27 protein-coding genes are annotated in these 24,491 nt (G+C 64.7%); 18 read left to right on the top strand and 9 right to left on the bottom strand.

The window, feature by feature from the left end; all coding sequences use genetic code 11:
* Both KQ693_RS01540 and KQ693_RS01535 read right to left on the bottom strand, forming a co-directional pair.
* On the bottom strand, positions 1–267 hold the full coding sequence (locus KQ693_RS01540) for a glutaredoxin family protein (RefSeq protein ID WP_126200222.1): 267 nt from the start codon (positions 265–267) through the stop codon (positions 1–3).
* Between the two features lie 61 nt (positions 268–328).
* Positions 329–805, bottom strand: a complete 477-nt coding sequence (locus KQ693_RS01535; protein WP_267261715.1) for a DUF456 domain-containing protein — start codon at positions 803–805, stop codon at positions 329–331.
* 86 nt (positions 806–891) lie between these two features.
* Between KQ693_RS01535 and KQ693_RS01530 the strand changes: the two genes are divergently transcribed.
* From KQ693_RS01530 to KQ693_RS01515, 4 genes are all read left to right on the top strand, one after another.
* On the top strand, positions 892–1,950 hold the full coding sequence (locus tag KQ693_RS01530) for a 3-hydroxyacyl-CoA dehydrogenase NAD-binding domain-containing protein (RefSeq protein WP_219759486.1): 1,059 nt from the start codon (positions 892–894) through the stop codon (positions 1,948–1,950).
* The gene (locus KQ693_RS01525; RefSeq protein ID WP_267261714.1) at positions 1,947–3,269 is read left to right on the top strand and encodes an acetyl-CoA hydrolase/transferase family protein; all 1,323 of its coding nucleotides are present in this window, start codon (positions 1,947–1,949) and stop codon (positions 3,267–3,269) included. The genes KQ693_RS01530 and KQ693_RS01525 overlap by 4 nt, the downstream gene beginning before the upstream one ends.
* A gap of 281 nt (positions 3,270–3,550) precedes the next feature.
* Complete coding sequence (topA, locus tag KQ693_RS01520) at positions 3,551–6,106, top strand: type I DNA topoisomerase (protein WP_267262399.1); 2,556 nt, start codon at positions 3,551–3,553, stop codon at positions 6,104–6,106.
* The gene (locus KQ693_RS01515; protein ID WP_267261713.1) at positions 6,106–6,366 is read left to right on the top strand and encodes a hypothetical protein; all 261 of its coding nucleotides are present in this window, start codon (positions 6,106–6,108) and stop codon (positions 6,364–6,366) included. The genes topA and KQ693_RS01515 overlap by 1 nt, the downstream gene beginning before the upstream one ends.
* On the opposite strand, the gene KQ693_RS01510 is transcribed toward KQ693_RS01515, so the two are convergent.
* Positions 6,308–7,468: a VanW family protein gene (locus KQ693_RS01510; protein WP_267261712.1), complete on the bottom strand. Its 1,161-nt coding sequence runs from the start codon at positions 7,466–7,468 to the stop codon at positions 6,308–6,310. The two genes, KQ693_RS01515 and KQ693_RS01510, sit on opposite strands and share 59 nt — an antisense overlap.
* A 169-nt stretch (positions 7,469–7,637) precedes the next feature.
* Between KQ693_RS01510 and pilA5 the strand changes: the two genes are divergently transcribed.
* The 8 genes from pilA5 (at position 7,638) to pilO (ending at position 14,328) form a co-directional block, all read left to right on the top strand.
* A complete protein-coding gene (gene pilA5, locus KQ693_RS01505) occupies positions 7,638–7,991 on the top strand; it encodes a type IV narrow pilus major component PilA5 (protein WP_267261711.1) in 354 nt (117 codons plus the stop codon).
* A gap of 136 nt (positions 7,992–8,127) precedes the next feature.
* Positions 8,128–8,586, top strand: coding sequence for a hypothetical protein (locus KQ693_RS01500; protein WP_267261710.1), 459 nt, complete (start codon positions 8,128–8,130; stop codon positions 8,584–8,586).
* A gap of 14 nt (positions 8,587–8,600) precedes the next feature.
* Positions 8,601–9,311 (top strand): hypothetical protein, encoded by a 711-nt coding sequence (locus KQ693_RS01495; protein WP_267261709.1) that lies wholly within the window; start codon positions 8,601–8,603, stop codon positions 9,309–9,311.
* A complete protein-coding gene (locus tag KQ693_RS01490; protein WP_267261708.1) occupies positions 9,312–9,821 on the top strand; it encodes a prepilin-type N-terminal cleavage/methylation domain-containing protein in 510 nt (169 codons plus the stop codon). It abuts the gene before it with no gap.
* A 24-nt stretch (positions 9,822–9,845) separates the two neighbouring features.
* On the top strand, positions 9,846–11,033 hold the full coding sequence (locus KQ693_RS01485) for a hypothetical protein (RefSeq protein WP_267261707.1): 1,188 nt from the start codon (positions 9,846–9,848) through the stop codon (positions 11,031–11,033).
* Positions 11,011–12,657 (top strand): GspE/PulE family protein, encoded by a 1,647-nt coding sequence (locus KQ693_RS01480; RefSeq protein WP_267261706.1) that lies wholly within the window; start codon positions 11,011–11,013, stop codon positions 12,655–12,657. Before KQ693_RS01485 ends, KQ693_RS01480 begins: the two co-directional genes overlap by 23 nt.
* Before the next feature lie 4 nt (positions 12,658–12,661).
* Positions 12,662–13,852: a type II secretion system F family protein gene (locus tag KQ693_RS01475; protein WP_267261705.1), complete on the top strand. Its 1,191-nt coding sequence runs from the start codon at positions 12,662–12,664 to the stop codon at positions 13,850–13,852.
* Positions 13,853–13,884: 32 nt separating this feature from the next.
* On the top strand, positions 13,885–14,328 hold the full coding sequence (gene pilO / locus KQ693_RS01470) for a type 4a pilus biogenesis protein PilO (RefSeq protein ID WP_267261704.1): 444 nt from the start codon (positions 13,885–13,887) through the stop codon (positions 14,326–14,328).
* On the opposite strand, the gene KQ693_RS01465 is transcribed toward pilO, so the two are convergent.
* The 3 genes from KQ693_RS01465 to KQ693_RS01455 are packed head-to-tail and all read right to left on the bottom strand — an operon-like array spanning position 14,296 to position 15,753.
* The gene (locus tag KQ693_RS01465; protein ID WP_267261703.1) at positions 14,296–15,027 is read right to left on the bottom strand and encodes a pseudouridine synthase; all 732 of its coding nucleotides are present in this window, start codon (positions 15,025–15,027) and stop codon (positions 14,296–14,298) included. The genes pilO and KQ693_RS01465 overlap by 33 nt on opposite strands.
* On the bottom strand, positions 15,024–15,353 hold the full coding sequence (locus KQ693_RS01460; RefSeq protein WP_267261702.1) for a nucleotidyltransferase domain-containing protein: 330 nt from the start codon (positions 15,351–15,353) through the stop codon (positions 15,024–15,026). The genes KQ693_RS01465 and KQ693_RS01460 overlap by 4 nt, the downstream gene beginning before the upstream one ends.
* On the bottom strand, positions 15,334–15,753 hold the full coding sequence (locus KQ693_RS01455) for a HEPN domain-containing protein (protein ID WP_267261701.1): 420 nt from the start codon (positions 15,751–15,753) through the stop codon (positions 15,334–15,336). The genes KQ693_RS01460 and KQ693_RS01455 overlap by 20 nt, the downstream gene beginning before the upstream one ends.
* Positions 15,754–15,772: 19 nt before the next feature.
* Here KQ693_RS01455 and KQ693_RS01450 point away from each other — a divergent pair, with 19 nt between their 5' ends.
* A complete protein-coding gene (locus KQ693_RS01450) occupies positions 15,773–16,900 on the top strand; it encodes an alanyl-tRNA editing protein (protein ID WP_267261700.1) in 1,128 nt (375 codons plus the stop codon).
* A gap of 4 nt (positions 16,901–16,904) precedes the next feature.
* Positions 16,905–17,675, top strand: coding sequence for an SDR family NAD(P)-dependent oxidoreductase (locus tag KQ693_RS01445; RefSeq protein ID WP_267261699.1), 771 nt, complete (start codon positions 16,905–16,907; stop codon positions 17,673–17,675).
* 91 nt (positions 17,676–17,766) lie between these two features.
* Here KQ693_RS01445 and KQ693_RS01440 read toward each other — a convergent pair whose 3' ends face one another.
* Positions 17,767–18,309, bottom strand: coding sequence for an NAD(P)/FAD-dependent oxidoreductase (locus KQ693_RS01440; protein WP_267261698.1), 543 nt, complete (start codon positions 18,307–18,309; stop codon positions 17,767–17,769).
* A 60-nt stretch (positions 18,310–18,369) separates the two neighbouring features.
* On the opposite strand from KQ693_RS01440, the gene KQ693_RS01435 reads away from it, so the two are divergent.
* Genes KQ693_RS01435 through KQ693_RS01425 form a run of 3 tightly spaced genes read left to right on the top strand, consistent with a single transcriptional unit; the run spans position 18,370 to position 21,908 of the window.
* Positions 18,370–19,722 carry a PASTA domain-containing protein gene (locus KQ693_RS01435; protein ID WP_267261697.1) on the top strand — a complete coding sequence of 451 codons (1,353 nt, stop codon included), beginning with the start codon at positions 18,370–18,372 and terminating at the stop codon, positions 19,720–19,722.
* Between the two features lie 26 nt (positions 19,723–19,748).
* Positions 19,749–20,078: a YraN family protein gene (locus KQ693_RS01430; RefSeq protein WP_028494115.1), complete on the top strand. Its 330-nt coding sequence runs from the start codon at positions 19,749–19,751 to the stop codon at positions 20,076–20,078.
* A gap of 42 nt (positions 20,079–20,120) precedes the next feature.
* Positions 20,121–21,908 carry a menaquinone biosynthesis decarboxylase gene (locus tag KQ693_RS01425; protein WP_267261696.1) on the top strand — a complete coding sequence of 596 codons (1,788 nt, stop codon included), beginning with the start codon at positions 20,121–20,123 and terminating at the stop codon, positions 21,906–21,908.
* Here KQ693_RS01425 and KQ693_RS01420 read toward each other — a convergent pair.
* Together KQ693_RS01420 and KQ693_RS01415 are read right to left on the bottom strand one after the other, a co-directional pair.
* Complete coding sequence (locus KQ693_RS01420; protein WP_267261695.1) at positions 21,905–22,879, bottom strand: HD-GYP domain-containing protein; 975 nt, start codon at positions 22,877–22,879, stop codon at positions 21,905–21,907. The two genes, KQ693_RS01425 and KQ693_RS01420, sit on opposite strands and share 4 nt — an antisense overlap.
* Positions 22,876–23,481, bottom strand: coding sequence for a DUF4388 domain-containing protein (locus tag KQ693_RS01415; RefSeq protein ID WP_267261694.1), 606 nt, complete (start codon positions 23,479–23,481; stop codon positions 22,876–22,878). The genes KQ693_RS01420 and KQ693_RS01415 overlap by 4 nt, the downstream gene beginning before the upstream one ends.
* A 72-nt stretch (positions 23,482–23,553) precedes the next feature.
* Between KQ693_RS01415 and trmB the strand changes: the two genes are divergently transcribed.
* Positions 23,554–24,489, top strand: a complete 936-nt coding sequence (gene trmB, locus KQ693_RS01410) for a tRNA (guanosine(46)-N7)-methyltransferase TrmB (protein WP_267261693.1) — start codon at positions 23,554–23,556, stop codon at positions 24,487–24,489.
* Positions 24,490–24,491 lie beyond the last annotated feature (2 nt).

Here is a 24,491-nt window from a genome sequence, read left to right as displayed (position 1 = left end):
TCATGCTTTACCTCCAAGGGGCCTGGGGCCCGGAAGGTTCTCCATCAGCGTCAATAGCTCCCTCTCGGCAAAACCCCCCTCCAAGAGCACCCTGTCCCCAAGAAGAAGCACCGGCACCCGGAAGGTGTAGAGGCGGAAGAGCTCGGGGTCCTGGTCCACATCCCGGCGCACGTAGGGGATCCCCAAGGTCCAAAGGGCCCGTTCCGCTTTCTCGCAAAGGCCGCACCCCTCGCGGGTGACGAAGACCAGGTCCATGGGGAAAAGCATACCTTGCTCTGGGGTCGTACCGCCGGGGGCCCCAACCTGGTTTGGCCAGGTTGGGGTGGCATCAGAAGATGGCCCGGATCACCAGGATCCCCATGGCCACGTGGACGATCACCTTGGCCACCACGCCCCCCATGAGGCCCACCAGGGTGCCCCAGGCCGCCCGAAGGGCCTCCTCGGGTTTCCGCCCCGAAAGGTACTCAAAGAGCCAGGCCAGGACAAAGGGGAGCACCAAAACCCCCACTACCCCCAGGAAGAGGCCCAAAACCCCGCCCAAAAACGCTCCCCATAGCCCTGCCCGTCCGGCCCCATACCTTCTGGCCCCCAGGAGGGTGGCGAGGTTGTCCAGGCTCATGGTCAAGAGGGCCAGGACGCCCAGGGCCAGCCACAGGCCCAGGGAAAGCTCCCGGAAGCCCACCAGAGCCTCGTGGAGGAGGGCGGCCGCCAGGATCAGAAGGGTGGCGGGAACGAAGGGCACCAGGGTGAGGAGCACCCCCGCCCCCCAGAGGACCACGAAGAGCCAGTCGGCGAAGGCATCCACGAAAAAAGCGTAGGGTGGGATTTCATGAGAAGGAAAAGGACATCCGCCCTCAAGCGGCGCCTTAAGCTCTAGGCGAGGAGGCGGGTATGGAGTTTGGCCTACCCAAGGAGCAAGGCGTGGTAAAGACCCAACCCCCCTTCGGGGAGGTGCGGGAGGGCCGGGTGGCCCTTACCCCCCAAGGGGTGCGGGAGCTGGTGGATAGGGGCCACCGGGTCTATGTGGAGCGGGGGGCGGGGGAGCGGGCGGGCTTCCCCGATGGGGCCTACGAGGAGGCCGGGGCCCGGCTGGTGAGCCGGGAGGAAGCCTTTGGCCGTGGGGAGGTGGTCTTGAAGGTGGGAAGGCCCACCCTCGAGGAGATCGCCCTGCTCCGACCCGGAGCCACGGTCATGGCCTTCATGCACCTGGCGGTGGCGGAATCCTCCCTGGTGGAGGCCATGGCGGAAAAGGGTTTGACCGCCATCGGCTATGAGCTCATCGGAGCCGGGGGGAGGCGCCCCGTGCTCAAGGCCATGAGCGAGATCGCAGGCCGCCTGGCCCCCCAGATCGCCGGGAGGCTTCTGGAGGCCCCCTTTGGCCCTGGGGTGCTTCTTTCCGGGCTGCCGGGGATTCCCCCTGCGGATGTGGTCATCCTGGGGGCGGGGGTTTTGGGAAGGGCGGCGGCCCGCTCCTTTTTGGGAATGGGGGCCTCGGTCTACCTCCTGGACAAGGAGCTTTCCGCCCTGGAGGAAGCCTCCAAGGAGGCCAAGGGGGCGGTTACCGCCCTCATCACCCAAAGCCGGCTGGAGCGGTACGCCGCCTTTGCCGACGTCCTGGTGGGGGCGGTGGCGGTGCCTGGGGAGAGGGCCCCCCTCCTCCTAAGCCGGGCCCTGCTCTCCCGCATGCGCCCGGGGACCGTGCTCCTGGACTTCGCCATCGACCAGGGGGGGATTGCGGAAACCAGCCGGGTGGGGGTGTACCAGGAGATGGGCATCACCCATTTCTGCCTCCCCAACGTTCCCGCCCTGGTGCCCCGTACCAGCAGCCACGCCCTCACCGCCACCCTTCTGCCCTTTCTCCTGGAGGTGGAGGAGGATCCCTTGGGGGTTCCCGAGCTCCGGCAAGGGGCTTACCTCCTCCTGGGCCAGAAAGGAGGCCACCTGGAATGAGCTACCGCAAGAAGCTGACTTCCCCCGAGGATGCCGTCACCCTCATCCGATCCGGGATGCGGGTCTTCGTTTCCGGAAACGCCGCCACCCCTACCCCCATCCTGAAGGCCCTGGCCGCCCGCAAGGAGGAGCTGGAGAACGTGGAACTGGTGCACCTCCTGCAGATGGGGGAGGATCCCTTTGCCTCCCCGGAGATGGAGGGCCACTTCCGGCGCCGCTCCCTCTTCGTGGGGCCCACCGACCGGGAGGCGGTGAACCAGGGCCGGGCCGACTACGTGCCCATCATGCTCCACCAGGTGCCCTGGCTTTTTAAAAGGCGCGTCCTTCACCTGGATGCCGCCATCGTCCAGGTATCCCCACCCGACGAGCACGGCTTCTGCTCCCTGGGGGTGGAGGTGATCGCCACCAAGGCGGCCCTCGAGGCGGCTCCCATCGTGATCGCCATGGTGAACCCCAGGATGCCGAGAACCCTGGGGGATACCTTCGTCCACGTCTCCCGCTTCACCGCCATCGTGGAGCTGGACTGGCCCCTGCCCGAGCTGAAGCGGGAGGGCTTTGGCGAGGTGGAGCGGAGGATCGGGGAGCATGTGGCGAGCCTCATTGAGGATGGGGCCACCTTGCAGATGGGCATCGGGGCCATTCCCGATGCCGTGCTGGCCAGCCTCGAGGGCAGGCGGGACTTGGGCATCCACACGGAGATGATCTCCGACGGGGTTCTGGAGGCCTTTGAAAAGGGCCTTATCACCGGGGCCAGGAAGACCCTCCACCCTGGCAAGGTGATCGGCACCTTTGTCCTGGGCTCGGAACGGCTCTACCGCTTCGTCCACGACAACCCCCTCTTTGAACTCCACCCTACCGACTACGTGAACGATCCCTTCGTGGTGGCCCAGAACCGCAAGATGGTGGCCATCAACTCCGCCATCGAGGTGGACCTTACCGGCCAGGTGGTGGCGGATTCCATCGGTACCCACATCTACTCGGGCTTCGGCGGCCAGCTGGACTTCATCCGCGGAGCGGCGAGGAGCGAGGGAGGCAAGCCCATCATCGCCCTGCCCTCCACCGCCAAGGGGCAAAGCCGCATCGTTCCCTACTTGAAGCCAGGGGCTGGGGTGGTCACCACCCGGGCCGATGTGCACTACGTGGTCACCGAGTGGGGTATCGCCGAACTCTTCGGCCGCTCCCTAAGGGAGAGGGCCCTGGCCCTTATTGAGGTGGCCCACCCCGACTTTCGGGAGGAGCTTTTAAAGGCGGCGTGGGAGAGGAGGCTTCTGCCCAGGGTTTATCCGGGCACCGACTTGGGGCCTAGGGGTTCTGGGTAGGGAAGCGTAGTCCTCGGTTTTCCTGAGTTGTTTGGGGGCCTAGCGGCCTTGACAAGTGGGGGGATGAGGCTCCTAAATAGGGGGCGATGCCGAGCAAGAGCCGGCCCGACGGGGCCCGAAAGGCGACCAAAGGACAAGGGGAAGGCTTGAAAGGTACCCAGCGCGCTAGCCCTGCGTCGTCGGCCAGCCTGGATGCCAACCGGGCCGGGACAAACCAGAAGGGAGGGATTTCCACCCTGGTGGTGGTGGAATCCCCCGCCAAGGCCAGGAGCATCCAAAAGATGCTGGGGCCCGGCTATGAGGTGCGGGCGAGTTTAGGGCACGTGGCCGACCTGCCGGAACGGGAGCTCGGGGTGGATGTGGAGCGGGACTTCGCCCCTACCTACGAGGTAAAAAAGGACAAGAAACCCGTGGTGGAGGCGTTGAAGCGGGCTGCAAAGGGCAAGCGCCTCCTCATCGCCACCGACCCCGACCGGGAGGGGGAGGCCATCGGCTGGCATGTGGCGAGGCTTCTGGGCCGCGATCCCAGGGAGCCCCTAAGGGTGGAGTTCCACGAGATCACCCCCAGGGTGGTGCGGCAGGCGGTGCAAAACCCTAGGCCCATAGACCAGAACCTGGTGGATGCCCAGCAGGCCCGGAGGGTCCTGGATCGTCTGGTGGGCTATAACCTCTCTCCTCTCCTTTCCCTGGAGTTCCGCAAGCGGGCCCTCTCCGCGGGAAGGGTCCAGAGCGTGGCCCTGCGGCTTTTGGTGGAGCGGGAGGAGGAGATCGAGGCCTTCCGCCCGGAGGAGTACTGGACCCTGGAGGGGGTTTTCGCCCTGGGCCAGGACCGAACCCTTCCCGCAAGCCTCTATGAGGTGGAGGGCAAGCGGCTATGGGCCGGCCAGGGGGAGAAGGAGGGGAAGCTCCACCTGGCGAACGAGGCCCAGGCCCAGGCTTTGGCCGAGGAGGTCAAGGGGCGGTCCTACCGCGTGGTCCAGGTGGAGACCAAGGAGCGCCGCAAATCCCCCCCGCCTCCTTTCACCACCTCCACCTTGCAACAGGCGGCCAGCAGCCGCCTGGGCTACACCGCAAGCCGCACCATGCGCATAGCCCAGCGCCTTTACGAGGGCGTGGACCTTCCCGAGGGCACGGTGGGCCTCATCACCTACATGCGCACGGATTCGGTGCGGGTTTCCCCGGAGGCCTTGCAGGTGGCGCGGGAAGTCATAGAGCAAACCTTCGGGCCCGAGTACCTGCCGGAGGCTCCTAGGATCTATCGCAACCGCAAGGAGGGGGTGCAGGACGCCCACGAGGCCATCCGCCCCACCGATGTGCGGCGCACCCCCGATAGCGTGAGGAAGTACCTTTCCGACGAGGAGTATCGCCTTTACGACCTTATCTGGCGGCGTTTCGTCGCCAGCCAGATGCGGGATGCCCTCTACGACCAGACGGTGGTGCTCCTCAAGGTAGCCCCTTCGGGGCTGACCAAGGTAGCCCCTTCGGGGCTGACCAAGGATGAGGGGGAGAAGCCCCGCTTCACCTTCCGTGCGTCGGGCTCGGTCCTTAAGTTTGAAGGGTACCTGAAGGCCTGGGGGCGGGGGGATGAAGGTGGGGTGGCGCAGGCGGTAAATGAGGGCCAAGAGGCGGAGGTGGAAGCTCCCTTGCCCCCGGTGGCGGAAGGCACAGGGGCTGAGCTTTTGGAGGTCAAGGCCCAGCAGCACTTTACCGAGCCCCCGCCCCGGTACACGGACGCCACCCTGGTGAAGACCATGGAGGAGCTTGGCATCGGGCGTCCCTCCACCTATGCCCCTACCCTGGAAACCCTGGAAAAGCGGGGGTATGTGGTGCGCAAGGGGCGCACCCTGCTGCCCACTCCCCTGGGCCGTCAGGTGACCCACTACCTCAAGGAGCGCTTCCCTCAGGTGGTGGCCTACGAGTTTACCGCCCGCATGGAGGACCGCCTGGACCAGGTGGAGGAGGGGAAAGCCCCGTGGCCCAAGGTGGTGTGGGAATTTTACGAGCCCTTTCTGGGGGAGCTTTCCCAGGTGCCCAAGAAGACCTGTCCCCGGTGCGGGAGGCCTTTGGAGCTGAAGGTAAGCCGGTTTGGCCAGTTTCTGGGGTGTACGGGCTACCCGGAGTGCACCTACACCGAGCCTTTGGAGAGAAAAAAGGAGGCCGAGCCCATCGGGGAAGCCTGTCCCAAGTGCGGAAGACCTCTGGTGCGTAAGGAGGGCCGGTATGGCAGCTTCATCGCCTGCTCCGGCTACCCCGAGTGCGATTACACCCGGGACGATGGCGAGCCTACGGGGCATGCTTGCCCTAAGTGCGGAAGCCAGGTCCTCGAGAAGCGAAGCCGCCGGGGTAAGCCCTACTACAAGTGCGAGAACAACGCCTGCGATTTCCTTTCCTTCTACCCCCTCTTGGACCAGACCTGCCCTTCCTGCGGCTGGCCCTTGGTGAAGAAGGGGGAAGGAGCCTGCATGAACCCTGTCTGCCCGGTCCACGACCCCAAGCTGGTTCCTCCTCCTAAAGCTTCCAGCCGGGCTGCTTCCCCGTCAGGGGATTCGGCTTCCAAGGGCAGGAGGTCCTCCCACCGCAAGGCCGCTAGGGCCGGTGGGGGCCGTACAGGTGCAAAGGCCAAGGGACAGGTTCAGGAAGCTTCCCTACCCAAACCGCCCAAGGACTGGGAGGAGCTAAGGCCCTTCCTGGGTGAACTCACCCCGGAAGAGCGCCAGGCGGCGGAGGCCTTGGTCCTTGGGGAGCCCCTTTCCCCGGAGGCGGCCGGGCTGGCCCAGCGGGCCATCTTCAAGCTACGCATGAAGAAGGGCCGTGCCAGGAAGGAGGCGGTTACCTGATGGAAAGCTTCAAGCTTCACCTCCTGCGCCTAGCCCGGGAGGAGAAGGTAGAGGTGCCCGGCGTGCCGGTGCGGAGTTATACCCTGGTTGAGAAAGAAGAACGCGAGGATATGGCCTTTTACCTGGTTCTGGAGGGGGAACTGGTCATTGACCTGCCCCAAGGCCAGTACCTGCACCTGAAAAGGGGGGAGGCCGCCCGGGTTACGGAGCCCCACCGCCTTGTGCCGGTGGAGCGGGTGGTGCTTCTGGAAGTGGGGTAGGCCCTACCAGGTACACGGCACCCCAAGGCCTATAGACGCTCACGACCCTGTCCTCCTGTACCCGGCCGTCCCGGTAGCGCACGGTGCGCCTCACCTCCACTCTGGCTCCCTCGGCGGCGAAGTCCACCTGTTTGCGCACGCCAGGGGGCAAGGAGGGGTCCGGGATCTCCCGGGGGGGTAAGGGAGGCTTCCTATCAGAGATGAAGGGGCCTTCCCAGCGCACCTCCCGGTCCTTGGTGCCGAAGAGGTGAAAGCGGAGCCGGGTGCCCACCACGGAGCGCTGCACCAGGATGTGCCCCGGGGTGTCGTTCACTACCTTGAGGTCCTTGTAGGGATGGATCACCGCAGCGTCCAGGCCCGTGGGCTTGTAGTAGGCCACCTGGTAGCTGTGGGCGTGGCGCTCCTTCATGGGTAGCCCGGCGAGGAAGAAAGCCCGGAACAAGGTGGTGGAAACCTGGCAGACCCCGCCCCCCACCCCCTGCTCCGTGCGGTCCCCCACGATGACGAAGGCTTCCTTGTACCCTTCTTCCTCGGTGATGGGCCCCAGGGCCTGATTGAAGGAAAAGGTGCCCGGGGGGATCAAGAGGCCGTCCAGCTTGCTGGAGGCAAGGAGCAGGTTGTGGGCACGCTCCCGGCTGGAACCCCGGAAGTCCGTTTCCCCGGTGGCCAGGTGCTCCCGGATTCCCAGGGCGTAGAGGTCCTTGAGGCTTGGGGTGGGCGGGAGATAGCGCACGGGCAGGCGGAAGCTTTTGCGACTCTTCGCCAGGGCTTCGCGATAGGCGGCCAGAACCTCGGCCTCGTCAAAGGCGAGCCCTTTTTTCTCCACCCCCCGCCAGCGCCCATCCTGCAGGATAAAGCGGGGCTTTTTGGGCTCGCGGGCAAGCTTTTTCAGAAGGGCCTTTAGTTCCGCCTCAGAGGACACGGGGTAGCGTTGGACCCCGGTGTACGGCACCAGGCGGCCCTTTTCTATGACGTCTTCCTCGAGCACCAGGAGGGCTTCAACCGCCCGAGCGCTATCCGCCTGCCCTGGGCTATCCGGGCTTCCTGGGCCGGCCAAAGCGAGCTGAAGAAGGAATAGGGCCCATGCCAGCCGCGAGCGCATATCCCAAGGGTATCATCCGAGATTTCGCTCCAATGGGCTTCTGACCCTTATTCCTTGCCCCGGGCTTGCGGCATCTGACCCCCCCATGGTACCCTCTGGCCTAGGTCCCGGTTTTCACACCGTTTTCACATGCTTCCCCCACCATGGGACCTGTGAAAGGAGGGCAGAGATGAAGGCAAAAGGCTTCACGCTGATAGAGCTGGCGATCGTGATCGTGATCATCGGGATCCTGGTGGCCATCGCGGTGCCGAGGTTTGTGGACTTGACGGGCCAGGCGAATCAGGCCAATGTGGAAGCCACAGCGGCTTCGGTTCGCTCTGCCTACGCCATCGCCACGGTGCAAGCGAAGGGGGTTCCTACCTGTGCGCAGATTCTTGGCAATCTAGATGGAGGTACTGTTTCCGGAACGACCTGGACCTCTGCAGATGGTAATACCACGGTTTCCTGTACCTCAGGAACACCTGGGACCATTACTGTGACGAGGGGTACGGCAAGTGTTACCCTAAGGTACAACATTAACTAACGCCATACTCATGCCACAGCAAAACGCTCTCCCAGCTTGAGATAGATCTCAGGCTGGGAGTTTGTCTTCCTCTACGGTTCCCACCCGCTACCTAAAGGGGCATCCGGATACCCTATATACCCTACAATGAAGCAAGATGGCGGCTAAGGGCTATCTTTTGTGGATTGTTGCCTTGGCCCTGGTGTTTCTGGGGGCTTTGGTCTTTCCCTATTCCCTGCTGGCCCGGTTGAATGCGGAGCGGGTTGTGGTCTCGCCCCCTTTTGTTCAAGCCCTGTACCTGGCGGAGGGAGGGGCCAGGGAGGCCATAGCCGCCATCCAAGCCGATCCCCAGAACCCACCCTACGCCTCCCAGCCGGTTCTGGTTTGCCAGACCTCGAGCCCCTGCAGCACCTCGAGTTCCGACTACATCGGCAGGTATTGCTATAGCTCGGGGACGTTAGGGGGCTTCACCTGCTCCGTAACCAAAAGCACCCAGGGAGGCGTAACCCGCTTCACCATCCTGGCCGTGGGGGAGAGCTACGGCTCCATCGGTAGGGTAAGGGTGGTGTACAACCAAACCGACGACCAGGTGGAGTCCTGGGAGGTGAACCCGTGAGGAGCGCCCGGGGAATGAGCCTCGTTGAGGTGGCGCTGGCCATCCTCCTGGTGGGGGCGCTTGCGGCTGTGATCATTGCTCTTTCCACCACTTTGCGGGCGGGTACCGAGGCTGAAGGAGATTGGAAGGGATTCCTTGCCGCCACCACCCTTACGGAGTTGGCAGGAAATGCGCTTATTGTTCTTCCCTCCTGTCCCACAACCCGGTCCCTAAGCTGGGGAGATCGGACGTACCAGGTGTGCATTCAAGAGCGGATGGAAACCGTAGGGACCTTGTCCCGACAGATCTCCACAGTGGAGGTGTATGAAGGGGGGACGCGCCTGGCCTCGTTGAGCTGGGCGGAGTCGTATAGCGTGCCGTCGTCCCCCATTGTTCCGGGCACCTGTTCGCGGGGCAACCGCAGGCAGGTGATTTTCGATCTGGGGGCTACTGGGATGACCTATGTGGCCTTCGCCCTCACCTGGACCCCTAACGTTCCAGCGGGTCAGACGTTGAAGGTCTTTAGACAGCTTTTTCCTAGTCCCCAGGTGCATTACCAGGGTAGCTATCTCTCGGGAGATGGGTTTGTTCCCTTCAGCCGAGCCCTGGTCTTGACCAGCAATACGAGGATTCGTCTGGACTTTAGCGACAGGTTTAAAAACAAAACCAACTACTCCTTCAACCTGCGCTTGAGGGACAGCTTGGGACGGGAGTATGCCGTTTCTGACTGCACGGTGAGGTGGTGAATGCGCCGGGGACTGACCTTGGTGGAACTGGCGGTGGTTTTGGTCCTCGTGGGGGTTCTGGCTTTGGCCTTTTCCAGCTTGTTCCTCATGGGGGTGCGGACGGAAAGGGAAACGGGGTTACTCCAGGCTCATTCCCTGGCCCAGGACCTGTGGGATACCCTGGGGCGGGATGTGCGCGGCGCCCTAGCCGTGCAAGGATACAGCGCCACGGGTTTCATCGTGAGCGGTGTAGGGGGATGCGTGCAGTACCGCTTGAATGGGGGGCGCTTGGAGCGACGGACCTGGACGGGTAGTTGTGCCTCCCCCACGGGAACGTTCCTGGATGTCCTAGACCCCGCAGGTCTACCCTATGCCCAGTTCTGCTATGACAATGCCTCTGCCCCTGCCGCGGTGGTGCTTATGGACAACCCTTGCGATATGGCCAGCCTGGATGGAAAGAAGCTTACCCTTAGGCTCCAGGGCCGGGATTTCCTTTTGCCCCCCCTGGCGGTTTCCCGCCGCACCGATTAGACTGGGCTTGGCTCGGGTTAGGGTATGAACCTTTTTTTTCTCACCCATAGCCGAATCCTTCGCCTAAGGGAAGGTTCCGTGGAGGCCTTCCCTGTAGAGGACCTGCTTAATGAGGAGGGAAGGCCCCGGTATGAGCGGCTCCATCTCGCTCTTAAGGAGATAGGAGGGAGTGGCGCTTACCTGGGCCTTGGCCCTGAGTTCGCCCTTCTTCGTCTTCAACCCTTTCCCAGCCTTCAGGGATTTTCCCTGGAGGAAGCGGTCTTGGCTGAGGCGGAGAGAAGCCCCCTTTTCGCTGGAGAAGACCTCCTTGTGGACTACTTTCTGGTGGCGCCGGAGGACGAGCGCCGGGTGCGGGTGCTCTTTAGCGCCATTCCCAGGAAGGGGGCCAGCCTTTTGGCCCGGCTCCGCCCCCGCCGGATGGAACCCCTACCCCTGATCCTGTGGCGCTACGCCTTGGAGCACACCCAGGCGCCCACCTTCTTGGTGATGGAGAACCTTTCCCACACGGTGGCGTTCTTTGAGGGAGGGGTCCTTAAGGGATTCCGCTACCTCACCCTGAACGCCGATGAGGGGTCGGAGAGGTTGGCCGAGGAGGTGGCCCGCTCCCTGGCTTTATTCGGGCATGGGGGCCCGGTGGAGGAAGCCTGGCTTCTGGGGTCGCCCGTGCCGCCCCCTTTGCCCCCTGGGCTGCCTGCAAAACAGGTGGAGCAACGGGTTCCCCTGGACCTGGAAGCCCTGGCCTTGGACAAGAGGCTGGCCCTGGACCTGAAGCCCAGGAGGAAGGCCCTGGGAGAGGGGCTTCCCCGGGAAGCCCAGCTGGCGGTTCTTCTGTCCGCCCTGTTCCTGGCCCTGGGCTTGGTGGGCAGGTCCTTTTTGGCCACCCAGACGGTAGCCCAGGAAAGGCGAATCGAGACCCTCAAGCAAGAGGTCCAGCTTCTTAGGGCCCAGACCTTCCAGCCCACCCGCCCTCGAGGGCTTGGGTTGGAGGAGGTGCTCAAGGTGGCCTCGGAAAAGCCGGAAAGCCTGTGGCTTACCCACCTCACCGCCGAGGAGGTGAGGCTGGTGCTTTCCGGGGAAGCCCTGGACCCTTACGCCCCCCTTCTCCTCGCCCAGCGGCTGGGAGGGCAGGTGGGCCCTATGGGGGCCAAGGAGCTTGTGGGGCAGCGGGTCTATACCTGGGAGGTGGAGGTTGCAAAGGCCGAAGCTCGGTGAGCTCCTGGTGGAGCTGGGTTACCTCACCAAGGACCAGCTCGAGGCGGCCTTGGAGGAACAGGCGCGCACAGGGGACCTTCTGGGCCAGGTCCTGCTCCGAAGGGGGTATTTGCGGGAGGAGGATCTCTTGCGGGCCCTGGCCGATCAGCAGAAAGCCCACCTGGTGCGTATCCGGGAGCTGGAACTGGATCCCAAGGCCCTGGCCCTGCTGGACCCCAGGTTTGCCCGGGAAAAACGGGTTCTCCCCTTTAAGCTGGAAGGCAACCGCCTCCACGTGGCCATGGCCCATCCTTCCGACCTGGCGCTTTTAGACGAGCTTCGTTTTCGCACGGGTAAGGAGATCGTGCCCCACCTGGCCCCGGACCGGGAAATCCTGGAGGCCCTGGACCGGCTTCTGGCGGACCAGGCCCGACCTCAGAAGGACGAGGCCCTCGAGGCGCCGGTGGCGGAGATGGACCTTGCCGTTGAGGGATTGCCTGCGGTGCGCCTGGCCCAGGCCCTCTTGGAAAGGGCCGTCGCCCTGTCGGCGAGCGATCTCCACTTGGACCCGGCGGAAACCCACCTTGTGGTACGGGCGCGGGTGGACGGCGTGGTTCAGGAGCTGGAAAGGCTTCCCAAGGACCTCGAAGCCCCTTTGGCTGCCCGCTACAAGGTGCTGGCGGGAATGGACATCGCCGAGAAGCGTCGTCCCCAGGACGGGCACTTTAGCTTCACCTTTGAGGGGCGGCGCTACGAGGTGCGGGTGGCCTCCGTGGGCACCCTGTACGGGGAGAAGCTCACCCTGCGCATCATCTACCCCATCGGGGTCCGGCTCGGGCTTTCGGAGCTGGGCATGCTCCCGGAGGAGCTGGCCCTTTTCCAAAGGCTTCTCCTCCGGCCCTATGGGATCCTCTTTGTAACCGGTCCCACGGGAAGCGGTAAAACCACCACCCTCTACGCCGCCATCGAGCGGATCTACACCAAGGAGAAAACCTTCGTCACCATTGAAGACCCGGTGGAGTTCCCCTTGGAGGGGGTGGTGCAGATCCCCATCCAGCCCAAAATCGGCCTCACCTTTGCCGAGGCCCTGAAGAGCGTGTTGCGCTTGGATCCGGATGTGATCCTGGTGGGGGAGGTGCGGGACAGCGAGACCCTGGACACCGCCTTGCGGGCGGCCCTCACCGGGCATCTGGTCCTGGCCACCCTTCACGCCAACGACGCCATTGCTGCCGTGACCCGCTTGGTGGAGATGGGGGCGGAGCGGCACCTTTTGGCTTCCACCTTGATCGGAACCGTGGCCCAGCGCTTGGTGCGGCGGGTCTGTCCCCAGTGTGCCAAGCCCGCTCCCCTGTCGGAGGAGGCTCGCCTCTTCTTCGGGGAGGAGGCCCCGGAGGAGGAGATGCGCGGGGAGGGCTGTCCCTACTGCCGGGGCACGGGCTACCGGGGGCGGGTTGGGCTTTACGAGGTTTATGCTCCCGATCGCGAGGCCCTCTTCCGCCTAAGCCAGGGGGCCAGCGAGGAGGCGTTAAGGCGTCTTGCTGAGGGAAGGGGGCACCGCGACCTTAGGCGGGTGGGCCTCCTCCAGGTAAAGGCGGGGGTCACCACGGGCTCGGAACTCCTGCGGGTCTTGGGGGTTTGGGAATAGGCGTATGCGCTTCCTCTACGAGGCCACGGACGAGAGGGGGGAGAGGGTCTACCGCGGAAGCCTGGAGGCGGAAAGCCTGCGGGAGGCCCGGCGTCGCCTCCGGGAGATGGGCCTTTATCCCCTTCGCGTGGAAAGGGTCCGGCGCCCGATAAGGGGGCGGGTTCCCCTGCCGGAGCTGGTGCTCTTCATGGAGGAGTTCGCCACCCTGGTGGGGGCAGGGGTGCCCGTGGTCCAGGCCTTGCACACCCTGTCCTTGGAGGCCCGGCATCCAGTTCTTAAGGAGGCGGCTCGAGGGGTGCGGGAGCGGGTGGAGGCTGGGGAGGGGCTGGCTCAGGCCATGGGCCACTACCCAGAGGTTTTCCCCCCCTTGGTGCGGGCCCTGGTGGCGGCGGCGGAGGTGGGGGGAGCCTTGGAGGTGGTGTTAAGGCGCATCGCCGAGTATCTGGACAAGAGCCACGACCTCAGGGAAAAGGTGCGCACCGCCCTTCTTTACCCCTCCTTCGTGGTGACGGTGTTGGTGCTGGTGGTCAGCGTTCTCCTGATCTTTGTCATCCCCGTTTTCGCCCGGCTTTACGGGGCGGCCGGGGCCGAGCTACCCTGGCCTACCCGCTTGCTCATCGGGACCTCTTTGTTTGTACGGCACAACGGGATCTGGCTTCTCCTGGCTTTTCTTGGCCTTTACCTCTTCCTGCGCCAGTTTCACCAGACCCCTGGGGGGGCGAGGTTGTTGGATGGGCTTATCCTTAGGCTTCCTCTGGTGGGTCCCGTGCTTCACAGGGCGGCCATGGCCCGTTTTGCCCGTACCCTAGCTACCCTGTACGAGGGAGGGGTGCTCATCACCCAGGCCCTCGAGGCCACCCGGGATACCTTAGGCAACGCCGCCTTGGCCGAGGCCTTGGACCGGGTGCTGGAGCGGGTGGTGCGGGGTGAGTCCTTGAGCGCGGCCATGGCACGGGAACCCCTTTTCCTCCCCATTCTGGTGCGCCTGGCCCTGGTGGGGGAGGAGGCAGGGGATTTGGACCGAATGCTTTATCAAGTAGCCTTCCATTTGGAAAGGGAGGTGGATTACGGGGTCAAGCGGCTTTCTTCCAGCATCGAACCCGTCCTCACCGTGGTGCTTGGGGGTATAATCCTCGTGGTCGCCCTCGCCCTATACCTGCCCCTCTTTGACCTCTCCCGGATTCTGCGCCGATGAGACAGCCGATACTCCCTATCTGGATCTGGTTTTTGCTTCCCTTGATCGCTCTTTTCTGGAGCGCCCAGGGGGTGTACCAGGGCTATATCCGCTACCAGAAAGCGCGGGGGGAGGTTCTGGCCTTGGAGAGTGAGGCCAAGGCCTTGGCCAGGAAGCTTTCCCCTACCCTGGCCGAGGCTCCGGTGAAAAGGGAGGAGCTCCCCAAGGTCTATGAAGCCCTTCTGCGCCTGGCCGAGGAGGCCGGGCTGGAACTGGAGACCCTAAACCCCCTTGCGGTGGCTCAGACGGGAGGGGTACGGGCATGGGGCTTAGAGGTGAGCTTGAAGGGATCTTACCCGGGGATTTTGTCCTATCTGGAGACCTTGCCCAAGATCCCCCACCCTTTATGGGTGGAGCGGTATAGCCTGGAACCCGTGGAGGGAACGCGGGGCGAGCGCCTTACCCTAGACTTGACCCTTCGCATCCTGGCTCCCTAGACCCACCGCCCGGTACAGGGCTTCCTCCTCCTCTTGGGAGAGGTGGCGGGCCTGGCCTACGGGGAGGTCCCCTAGGGTGAGGGGGCCCAGGGAGAGCCGCTTCAGGTAGAGGACCCGGTTCCCTCGAGCCTGGAACATGCGCTTCACCTGGTGAAAGCGCCCTTCCCTCAGGACCAGCTCCACCCGGGTGGGGTCTTGGTCCCAGGAGAGCTCCGCGGGAAGAAGCCTCGTGCCCTCTAGAACCAGGCCCTGTCGAAAGGCCTCCCGGTCCTCCCGTGTGGCGGGGCGTTCCAGATGGACCAGGTAGCGTTTTTCCACCTTGTGGCGGGGATGGGTGAGGCGGTGGAGAAGCTCGCCGTCGGTGGTGAGGAGGAGAAGCCCTTCCGTGTCCTTGTCCAGGCGGCCTACCGGGGAGAGGTCCCGGGTGGGAAAGCCTTCCAGGAGAGCGTAGACCGAAGGGCCTTCCCTCCGGCTGGTCACGTACCCCGCCGGCTTGTGCAGGAGGATGTGGTGGTGGCGCCGCAAGACAAGGGGTTCACCGCCCACCTCGAGGCGGGCGCCTGGGGGCACGTGAAAGGCTGGGTCCCTGACCACCTGGCCTTCCACCTGCACCTGGCCCCTTCGCACCAGGCGGGCCACCTCCTTGCGGCTTCCCAGGCCCAGGCGGGCCAGAAGCTTGTCGAGCCTTTCCCCCCTCATAGCTCCAAGGCCCCTTCCAGCCCCCACAGGGCCCCCTTGGCCATGGCCTTGGTGAACTCCTCCGGGGTTAGACCCTTGGCCTCCACCCGCCCGGGGTTAAGGCCTTGGAGGAGGAGGAAGCGCTCTAAGGGGTCTTTCGGCAGATGGGGGGAGACCACCAGGAGGTCTATGTCGCTTTCCAGGTTGAAGCTACCCCGGGCCACAGAGCCATAAAGGTAAACCCGGGCCTCTCCCAGGGTTTCCCGCACCCTTGTGGCGTAGGCTCGGGCCTCTTCCAGGAGGGCCTCCCAGGTGGCCATTCGCAGCCTAAGGGCTTCCGAGGCCACGCCAAACCTCCTCTGCCCATTTCAGAACGCCCTCGGCTGCCCTTAGGGCCTCCTCAGCCCGGGCCCGCGTGTAGTACTCGTAGGGGCTTCCCTCGGGGTAGGCATCGGGATAGCGGGCGGGAATATAATGGGCGTCCAAGGTGCGCGCCTTTTCTTCCAAGGCTTCGGGGACCTCATGGCCCGCTTCCTTCAGCGCCTGGAGCAGGCGGATCAGGGCGTGTCCAAAGGCGGGCCGTCCTAGTCCCTGTAGCAGGCCATTAAGGGCGTATTCCCCTGCCTGGTGGGCCTTAAAGCTGGCCCAGTCGTAGTCCCCTTCCTCCAGGTCCTGCTTTCCGGAGGCCAGGGTATGCTGGGCTTGCGCGTGCCATCTTGCCCACTCCTCCCAGTCCAGGGGTGCCATCCTCTTTATTCTAAAGGGCATGAGGCTTTACCAGGAGGACAGCTACGCCACCCGCTTCCAAGCCCGGGTGGTGCGGGCTTGGAGCGATGGGAAGGGCCACCATGTCGTGCTTTCTCAAACCCTCTTTTACCCGGAGTCCGGGGGGCAACCTGCGGACACGGGGGTGCTGAAAGGAGAGTTTGGCCAGGTGCGGGTGCTCCACGTCTTTGAGGAGGCCAAGGCCTTCGGGGATGTGGTGCACCGTGTGGACGCCCCCATCCCCGAGGGAGCGGAGGTGGAGGGGGAGATTGACTGGAACCGGCGCTTTCGCCACATGCAGCGCCACACCGCCCAGCACATTCTTTCCCAGGCCCTGCTCAGGGCCGGGGGGTACCACACCATCGCCGTGAGCCTGGATAGCCCGGTTTCCACCGTGGACCTCGAGGAGGAAGTGGAGGAAGCCAAGCTCCAGGAAGCGGAGGCCCTGGCCAACTTCGCCGTGTACGCGGACTACCCCATAGAGGCCTTTTGGGTTTCTGAGGAGGAGCTTGCCCGTTACCCTTTAAGGCGGCCTCCCAAGGTTCAGGGCCAGGTGCGCCTGGTGCGGATTGGGGATTTTGACCTGGCGGCCTGCGGGGGCACCCACCTGAGGACCAGTGCCCAGGCGGGCCCCATCAAGGTCCTGAAGTGGGAGCGGTATAAGGGGGGAAGCCGGGTGCACTTCATGGCGGGGTGGGAGGCTTTGGAGGACTACCATGCCAAGCACGCCCTGCTTTCCCGCCTGGCCCTTTCCTTCTCCACCAGCCCCCTGGAGCTGGAAAAACCGGTGCGCCGGCTTCAGGAGGAGGTCTACGCCCTAAAGGGCGAGAACCTGGAGCTTAAGGGGGCTTTGGTGGAGGCCCTCCTGCCCCGGGCCCTCGAGGAGAGGGTGCTCCTGGTGCCGGCTCCCGTCCTGGGGGACCTGGCCAAGAGGCTTCTTTCCTGGAGCGAGAAGACCTTTTTGCTGCTTTCCCCCGAGGGTCGCTTTGCCGCCTTGGGCCCCGGCCGGCAGGAGGTGTTGGAAAGGCTTAAGGCCCTTGGGGCCAGGGGCGGGGGAAAAGAGGTGGTCCAGGGAAGCCTGCCCAAGGAAAAGGTGGCCGCAGCCTTGGATCCAGGCCTCGTAAGCTAAGGCCATGGGGCTTTTTGAGGGAAGGGGAGTCTTGGTGACGGGAGCGGCCCGGGGTATCGGTCGGGCCATCGCCCGGGCCTTCGCCCGGGAAGGGGCCCTGGTGGCCCTTTGCGATCTGCATCCCCAGGGGCGGGGGGTGGCGGAGGAGATCGGGGGCTTCTTCGTGCAGGCGGACCTGGCCGAGGAAAGGGACCGGGTGCGTTTCGTGGAGGAGGCAGCCCATGCCCTGGGACGGGTGGACGTGCTGGTCAATAACGCGGCCATCAGCGCCCCAGGGTCGGCCCTTACCGTGAAGCTCCCCGAGTGGCGAAGGGTTTTGGAGGTGAACCTCACCGCTCCCATGCACCTCTCCGCCCTGGCGGCCAGGGAGATAGCCAAGGTGGGCGGGGGGGCCATCGTGAACGTGGCCAGTGTCCAGGGGCTTTTCGCCGAGCAGGAAAACGCCGCCTACAACGCTTCCAAGGGAGGGCTGGTCAACCTCACCCGTTCCCTGGCCCTGGACCTGGCTCCCTTGGGCATCCGGGTGAACGCCGTGGCCCCAGGGGCCATCGCCACGGAGGCGGTGCTGGAGGCCATCGCTCTTTCCGAGGACCCGGAGAGGACCCGCCGGGACTGGGAGGACCTTCACGCCCTGAGGAGGCTGGGCCAGCCTGAGGAAGTGGCGGAGGCGGTGGTTTTCCTGGCCTCGGAGAAGGCCAGCTTCATCACCGGGGCCATTCTGGTGGTGGATGGGGGGATGACGGCCAGCTTCATGATGGCGGGTAGGCCAGTGTAGCGCTACCCCACCCTGGCAAAACCAGGGTGGGGGCCCAGAAAATCCCTGGCCCGCGCTATTTAGCCTTTTACCGATATAGAGAAAAAGGGCATCACGTGGCGTGATCCTTGTAGGGCTCTCCTCGCAGGTCGGAGATCAAGTGCACAGCCACGTAGGCCCCGTCCCCTGCGCTCACGATGGCGTGTCCCGGCACCTTGCCCCGGGCCACCCCGGCGGCGTAGACCCTGGGATAGCTGGTACGGCCGGCCTCGTCGGTTTCTATGTGGACTCCCTTGCGGGTAAGGCCCAGGAGGGAGGGTAGGGTGGGGTCTTTGTGGGTGCAGAGGAGAAGCCTTTCCGCTTCCACCACGCCCTCCTCGGTTTCCACTTCAAAGACCCCTCCCAGGTCCCGCACCCCCTTGACCACGCCCCTTTGGATCTCTGCCCCGTAGCGGCGGGCGTGCTCTTTGAGCCTCTCTATAAGCTCCTCGCCCGAGGGTTCGTCCAGAAGGCCAGGGTAGTTGGGAACCCGGTTCACCTGGGCGATCTTGGAATGGCCTCCGTCCAGCACCAGGACCTTAAGCCCGGCCCTGGCGAGGAAAAGGGCCGCGGAAAGACCCGAGGGGCCGCCGCCTACCACGAGAACGTCCCACATACCTTTTAGAGTATATGGGTCGGGAACGGAGGAGAGAAGGCAAGGTATAATCGGCGGCGCATGATCTTGGACGACCGCTACCCGGTGCTGGAAACCCTCGAGGAGAAGGAGGGGATCACCCTTTATCGGGTGGAGGGCGGGGTGGTTTTCTTTTTCCAGGTGCGCACCCCCGAGGACAAGGAGCGCTTTTACCGGTACCGGGCGGCCATCAAACGCCTAGAGGAGCTTGGGCTTGTGGAGGCGGTGGTTTCCGCCAAGCCCGGGCGCTACTACGCCTTTTTCCCGGAACGTCCCCTGGCCCGTAAGGCTCCGCCCCGGCCTGCCCTCGAGGCCCTGGCTCCCTTGGGATTCGGCCCGGAGCATCTGGCCATGGCCGAAGAAGGGGTGGCCTACCTGTCCCCCTGGCCCCTGGGGTCTGCCCGGCGGGCCTGGGCCCGGGCTCCTTCCCGCCTCCAGCCGGGCTTCCTTCTAGGGGTAGCCCCGGGCCTTCTCCTCTTCCTCCTGGGGCTGTGGCTTTTTTCTCAAGGGGTTTACCGCTACTTCAATCCCCCGGAGTACGCTGTGCCGAACCTGGTGGGCAAAACCGCCAGGGAGGCCTTTCTCCTTTTGAAGGATACAGGGCTCAGGCTGGAGGTGGTGGAGGGAAACGACCCTGCCAAGCCCAAGGAGGTGGTGCTGGCCCAGGAGCCACCACCGGGAACCCGCCTTAGGGCGGGGCGCACCGTGCGCCTCACCCTTAACCAAGCCCGGCTGAACCCCTTACCCGAGCTCAAGGGACTTCGCCAGGAGGAGGCGGAAGCCCGGCTCTCCGAGCTGGGCTACCGCCTGGCCGGGGTGGCCCAGGTGGAAAGCCCAGAGCCCCTGGGCACGGTCCTGGCCAGCGATCCACCTCCTGGCACACCCTTGCCCCCTGGGGCCTCGGTGCGGCTTCTGGTTTCCCGGGGTGCTTCCCTGGGTCCCACGGTGCCCCTTCCCCAGCTCACGGGTTTAAGCCAAAAGGAAGCGCTTTTCCTCCTGAACGCCATGGGCCTGCAGGTCCAGGTGGAGGAGGTGCCCTCCGGGGCTCCGCCCGGCACGGTGTTGGCCCAGGAGCCCGCCCCTGGCACCCCCATGCCGCCAGGAAGCGGGGTGCGCCTAAGGGTGGCGGCAAGGGGAGAGGTGCTGGTGGGGGCTTTGAGCCCTTTGCCTGCCCCTAAGCCCCAGGCCCGTACCGTGACCCTGGCCTTGAACCTTCCCCGGGAGGCGGAGGGACGCCAGGTGCGCCTGGTGCTGGTGGACGACCGGGGGGAGCACCTGGTTTACGAGGGGGAAGGCCGTGGGGGCCTAAGGGTTTCGGGTACCTACGAAGTGGTGGGGGAGGCCCGCTTCCGCCTTTACCTGGACGGGGAGCTCTTCCAGGAGTGGGCCCCCTGAGGTTTCCCTAGTTTGGGGAGGAGGGCGTGAAAGGAGGTTGGGCCGAGGACCTGGCGCTCGCCTACCTCCTTGAGCGGGGCTACCGGCTTCTTGGCCGCAACCGCCGCACCCCCTTTGGGGAGGTGGACCTGTTTCTGGAAAAGGACGGGATTTACGTGCTGGTGGAGGTCAAGCAAAGGAGCTCGGGGGCTTACGGCACGCCCCTGGAGGCCTTGACCCCCAGGAAGGTGGGGCGCCTTTTGCAAAGCGCCCGTTACCTCTTGGGACGGGACGATCTTCCGGTGAGGCTCGAGGCCATCCTGGTCCATGGGACCCCGAGGGCCCACCGGATAGAGCACCTGGTGTTGGAAGTGTAGGCGGCAATCCTCACGGCTTTTCCCCTTTGGGTAAGCTTGGGGGTGTTTAGGAACCTCGAGGCCTACCTCCAAGCCCTGGAGAGGCGGGGGGAGCTCAAACGAATAAGGGTACCCGTTTCCAGCGAGCTGGAGATCACGGAGATCGCCGACCGCATGGTGAAGACGGGGGGTCCTGCGCTCCTTTTTGAAAGGGTGGTGGGTAAGGACTTCCCTGTGGCCATCGGCCTCTTCGGCACCCGGGAGCGCACCGCCTTCGCCCTGGGGGTTCGGGACCTGGACGAGCTTTCTGAGAAGGTGGCCCGCTTGCTGGAGTTGAAGCCGGGAAGGGGGGGGATCTCCGCCCTCATGGGCCTTCTTCCCAAGCTTCCCCTTCTTAGAGGGTTCTTCCCCAGATGGGTGGGGAGGGCCCCGGTGCAGGAGGTGATCCTGAAGGGGAAGGCAGTGGACCTCTCCCGCCTTCCCGTCCTGAAGTGCTGGCCCTTGGACGGGGGGTCCTTCCTCACCCTGCCCCTGGTGATCACCAAGGACCCGGAAACCGGGGAGCTCAACGTGGGCATGTACCGCATGCAGGTTCTGGACAAAAGGAGCACGGCCATGCACTGGCAGCTTCACAAGGTGGGCCGCCAGCACCTGGAAAAGGCCGGGAAGCTGGGGAAAAAGCTGGAGGTGGCCGTGGCCCTGGGGGGGGATCCCATCCTCACCTACGCCGCCACCGCCCCCTTACCTCCCTTGCCCGGGGTAAGCGAGTTCCACCTGGCGGGATTCCTGCGGGGTGCACCCCTGGAGCTCACCCGGGGCGTCACCGTGGACCTCCCCGTCCCCGCCGAGGCGGAGTTCGTGCTGGAGGGCTACATTGACCCGGAGGAACCTTTGGTGGAGGAGGGTCCCTTTGGGGACCACACGGGCTTCTATACCCCCGTGGACCTCTATCCCCGTTTCCACGTGACCGCCATCACCCACCGGAAAAGGGCCATCTACCCCGCCACCATCGTGGGGGTACCCCCCATGGAGGACGCCTACCTCATCGAGGCTTCCGAGCGCCTTTTCCTGCCCCCTTTGCGCCTCATCCTCCCCGAGGTGGTGGATTACCACATGCCCCCGGAAGGGGTGGCCCACAACTGGGTGAACGTGGCTTTGCGCAAGGCCTATCCGGGCCAGGCCTACAAGGTGGCCTACGGGATGCTGGGGCTTGGGCAGATGATGTTCGCCAAGGTGATCGTGGCCGTGGATGGGGATGTCCCGGTGAGGCCGGGGTTTCAAACCCTTTTGGAAGCCCTCAAGCATGCCCTGCCCGGGCGGGATACCCTCCTTCTTCGGGGGCCTATGGATGTGCTGGACCATAGCTCAAGGAGCTTCGCCTTCGGTGGGAAGCTCTTGATAGACGGCACCCGTAAGCTTCCCGAGGAGGGGGGGGAGGTGCCCTTCACCCCCAGGGTGTATGCCGAGCTTCCCCGGGACCCGGAGGCCCTGGCCCAAAGGCAGTGGCCGGGCATCTGGGGGGTTACCTTGCGCAAGGAGAGGCCGGGCCAGGCCCTGGCCCTGGCGGAAAGGCTCCTTAACACCCCGCAGAGCGCCGGCATACGCCTTCTTCTTCTGGCAGACCACGACATCCTCCTTACCCCTGAGGAACTTCTTTGGGCTGTGCTCAACAACATAGATCCGGAGCGGGATGCCCGGGTATTGGAGGGGGTGGAGGGCCCCGTCCTGGTGCTGGACGGCACCCGCAAGCTACCCCAGGAGGGCTTTGCCCGCACCTGGCCCGAGCGGATCCTTATGGATGAACGGATCAAGGCCCTGGTGGACTCCCGCTGGGAGGAGTACGGCTTCTAGGCGGTTCGCAGGGCCCGGTTGCGGAGGAGGGCGCTCTTGAACGCCCGGACCACTTCCCGATCCAGCTGCCCTTGACGCACCTCGTTCTCCAAAGCCTGCAAGGCTTCCTCGGGCCGGGCTACCTTACGGTAGGTGCGCACGCTGGTCAAGGCATCGTAGATGTCGGCGGCGGTCACCGCCTGCACCAAGAGGGGTATCTGGGTAAGGCCGTCGGGGTAGCCGGAGCCATCCAGCTTCTCGTGGTGCCAGCGCACGTAGGGTTTTAGGCGGGCGTAGGCCCTTAGGGGCCGGATGATCTCGTCCCCCTTCACCGGGTGCTCCCGGATAAGGCGCCACTCGGGTTCCGTGAGGGCATAGTCTCCCCGAAGGATGTGGTCGGGGATGCCGATCTTGCCCACGTCGTGAAGAAGCGCTCCCATGTGGAGGTCCTCGAGCTCCTCGGGCTTCGCCCCGAGCTCCTCTGCGGTCCAAAGGGCGTACTGGGCCACCCTTTCCCCGTGGCCTGCGGTGTAGGCGTCCTTGGCCTCCACCGCCCGCACCAGGGCGAGAAGGGCCCTTTCCAGGTCCTCCAGCTTCTCTTGCAGTTTCCGACGCTCCAGGTGGCCCTTGACCCGGAGTCTTAGCTCCGCCAGGTCCACGGGGCGGTTTAAAAAGTCGTCGGCCCCGGCCTCAATACCCTTAAGGCGCACCTTCCGGTCCCCATCGGCGGTGAGGAGGATGACGGGAAGCAAGGGGTCCAGGGCCTTTACCTTGCGGGTGAGCTCGAGGCCATCCATGATGGGCATGTGCAGGTCGGTGAGCACCACGTGGGGGAGGCTATCCCGAAGGAGGTCCAAGGCCTCTTGCCCGTTTCTGGCCTCCTGGACCTCCACTCCCAGAGGCTCCAGGGCCCGCATGAGGAGGAGGCGCTGGATGGGTTCGTCGTCTACCAGCAACACCTTTTTTGCGTGGGGGAACTGGGGGTGTTTCATAGCCTCACCCCGTTGAGTAGCTGGCCCAAAAGCCCTAGGCGGCCGCTTTCCATTTGCCCCGTGCGCTGCACCAGCCCTTTCCGCTCCAGGCGGAAGAGGTGAAAGCGCACCAGGTCCAGGGGCAGGCTGAGGGCCTTGGAGAGGCCTTCCGCGGACACCCCTTTTTCCAGGTAGGGAAACGACTTGGCTAGAAAGCTTTCCTCCAGGAGGTACTTCTTGGCCACATCAGAAGCCTTGAAGATGGCCTTGGGAGGGGGGAAGTACGGGCGGTAGCGCTCCAGCTCATCCTGGAGGGTGACGGTGCTCAGAAGGACCCTCTCCACGGGCCAGTTCAAGCGCACCTTGTGTTTGGGCTTGGCTTCGGGGAGGAATTCAAAGCTGCCCTCGCGGGCTTGCAGCAAGGCTTGCAGGGTGGCTTTGGCGGCCAGGGCCTCCAGGGGCTTGCCGTGCTGGTCAATGGAGCGGATATAGCCGGGCTTCAAGTATATGGTGGTGGCGGGAATATCCTTCAGGTTCCAAATTTCCAGGGCCCCCTCCTTGTGGGCGAGAAGCTGGAGGAGCTCCTCGAGGGGCAGTGCATTGAGGCTTCCAAACAGGGCCATAACCCAACCTCCTGCCTTCACCCTAGAGCCCCCCTGTGAAAACGATTTGAAAGGGCCGTATAATCCCCCCTTGTGCTGGTGCGGCCCGCCCTTCTTCCCCTTTGGCCTCCCCGGGTGATGGACCTCTTTGGCCGGGAGGGGCCCTTGGTCCTCGAGGTGGGCTTTGGCGACGGGCGCTTCACCGCGGAGCTTGCCAAGGCCCATCCGGAATGGCTCATCCTGGGGGCTGAGGTCTCGGCGGCCAGCGTTTTGAGGGCCTATAGGCGCCTGAAGCGCGAGGGCATAGGGAACGTGCGCCTTTACCACGGGCAAGGCCCCTTCGCCCTGAGGAACCTGGTGCCGCCGGGAAGCTTAAGGCGGGTCATCGTCAACTTCCCCGATCCCTGGCCCAAGAAGCGGCACCAGCGGAAGCGGCTTTTGCAGGAGGGATTTTTCCGCAGGCTTTCCACTAGGCTCATGGAGGGTGGGGACCTCCTCCTCACCACCGACCACGAGGAGTACTTCCGCTTCGCCCTGGAGGAGGCGAAACGGAGCGGGCTTTACCGGGTGGAAGTTAAGGAGCCCCCGGAGGCCCACCTGCGCACCAAGTATGCCCTCAAGTGGAAGGAGGCGGGCCGGACCTTCTTCCATGCGGTGTTCACCAAGGTGGCCGAGGATCCCACGCCTTGGCCGCCCATAAGGAGGTACGAGGTGGCGCATGCGCTGTTAAGGGGGGAACTGCCCAAGGAGCTTACCCTTGCCAAGGCTCCCGTGGCCATCCCCGGGGGGGTGGCGGTCTTTCTGGAGGTGGCCCGGGGGGAGGAAGGGTTTTACGTGCTCACCCACGTGGAGGAGGAAGACCTCACCCAGGATTTGCTTCTGGAAGTGAGGAGGAGTGCCCACGGGCTCTATGCAGGGGTTAGTCGCTTCGGTAGCCCCCTCATCACCGAGGGGGTGAAGGAGGCGGTGCGGGCCCTGGTGCAGGAGCTGGGGAGGGTGGGCCTCGAGGTGGTCCAGGACCACACCTAGCC

This window comes from Thermus brevis, assembly GCF_026427635.1.
Taxonomy (GTDB): domain Bacteria; phylum Deinococcota; class Deinococci; order Deinococcales; family Thermaceae; genus Thermus; species Thermus antranikianii.
This window is presented reverse-complemented; position numbering and strand designations above follow the sequence as displayed.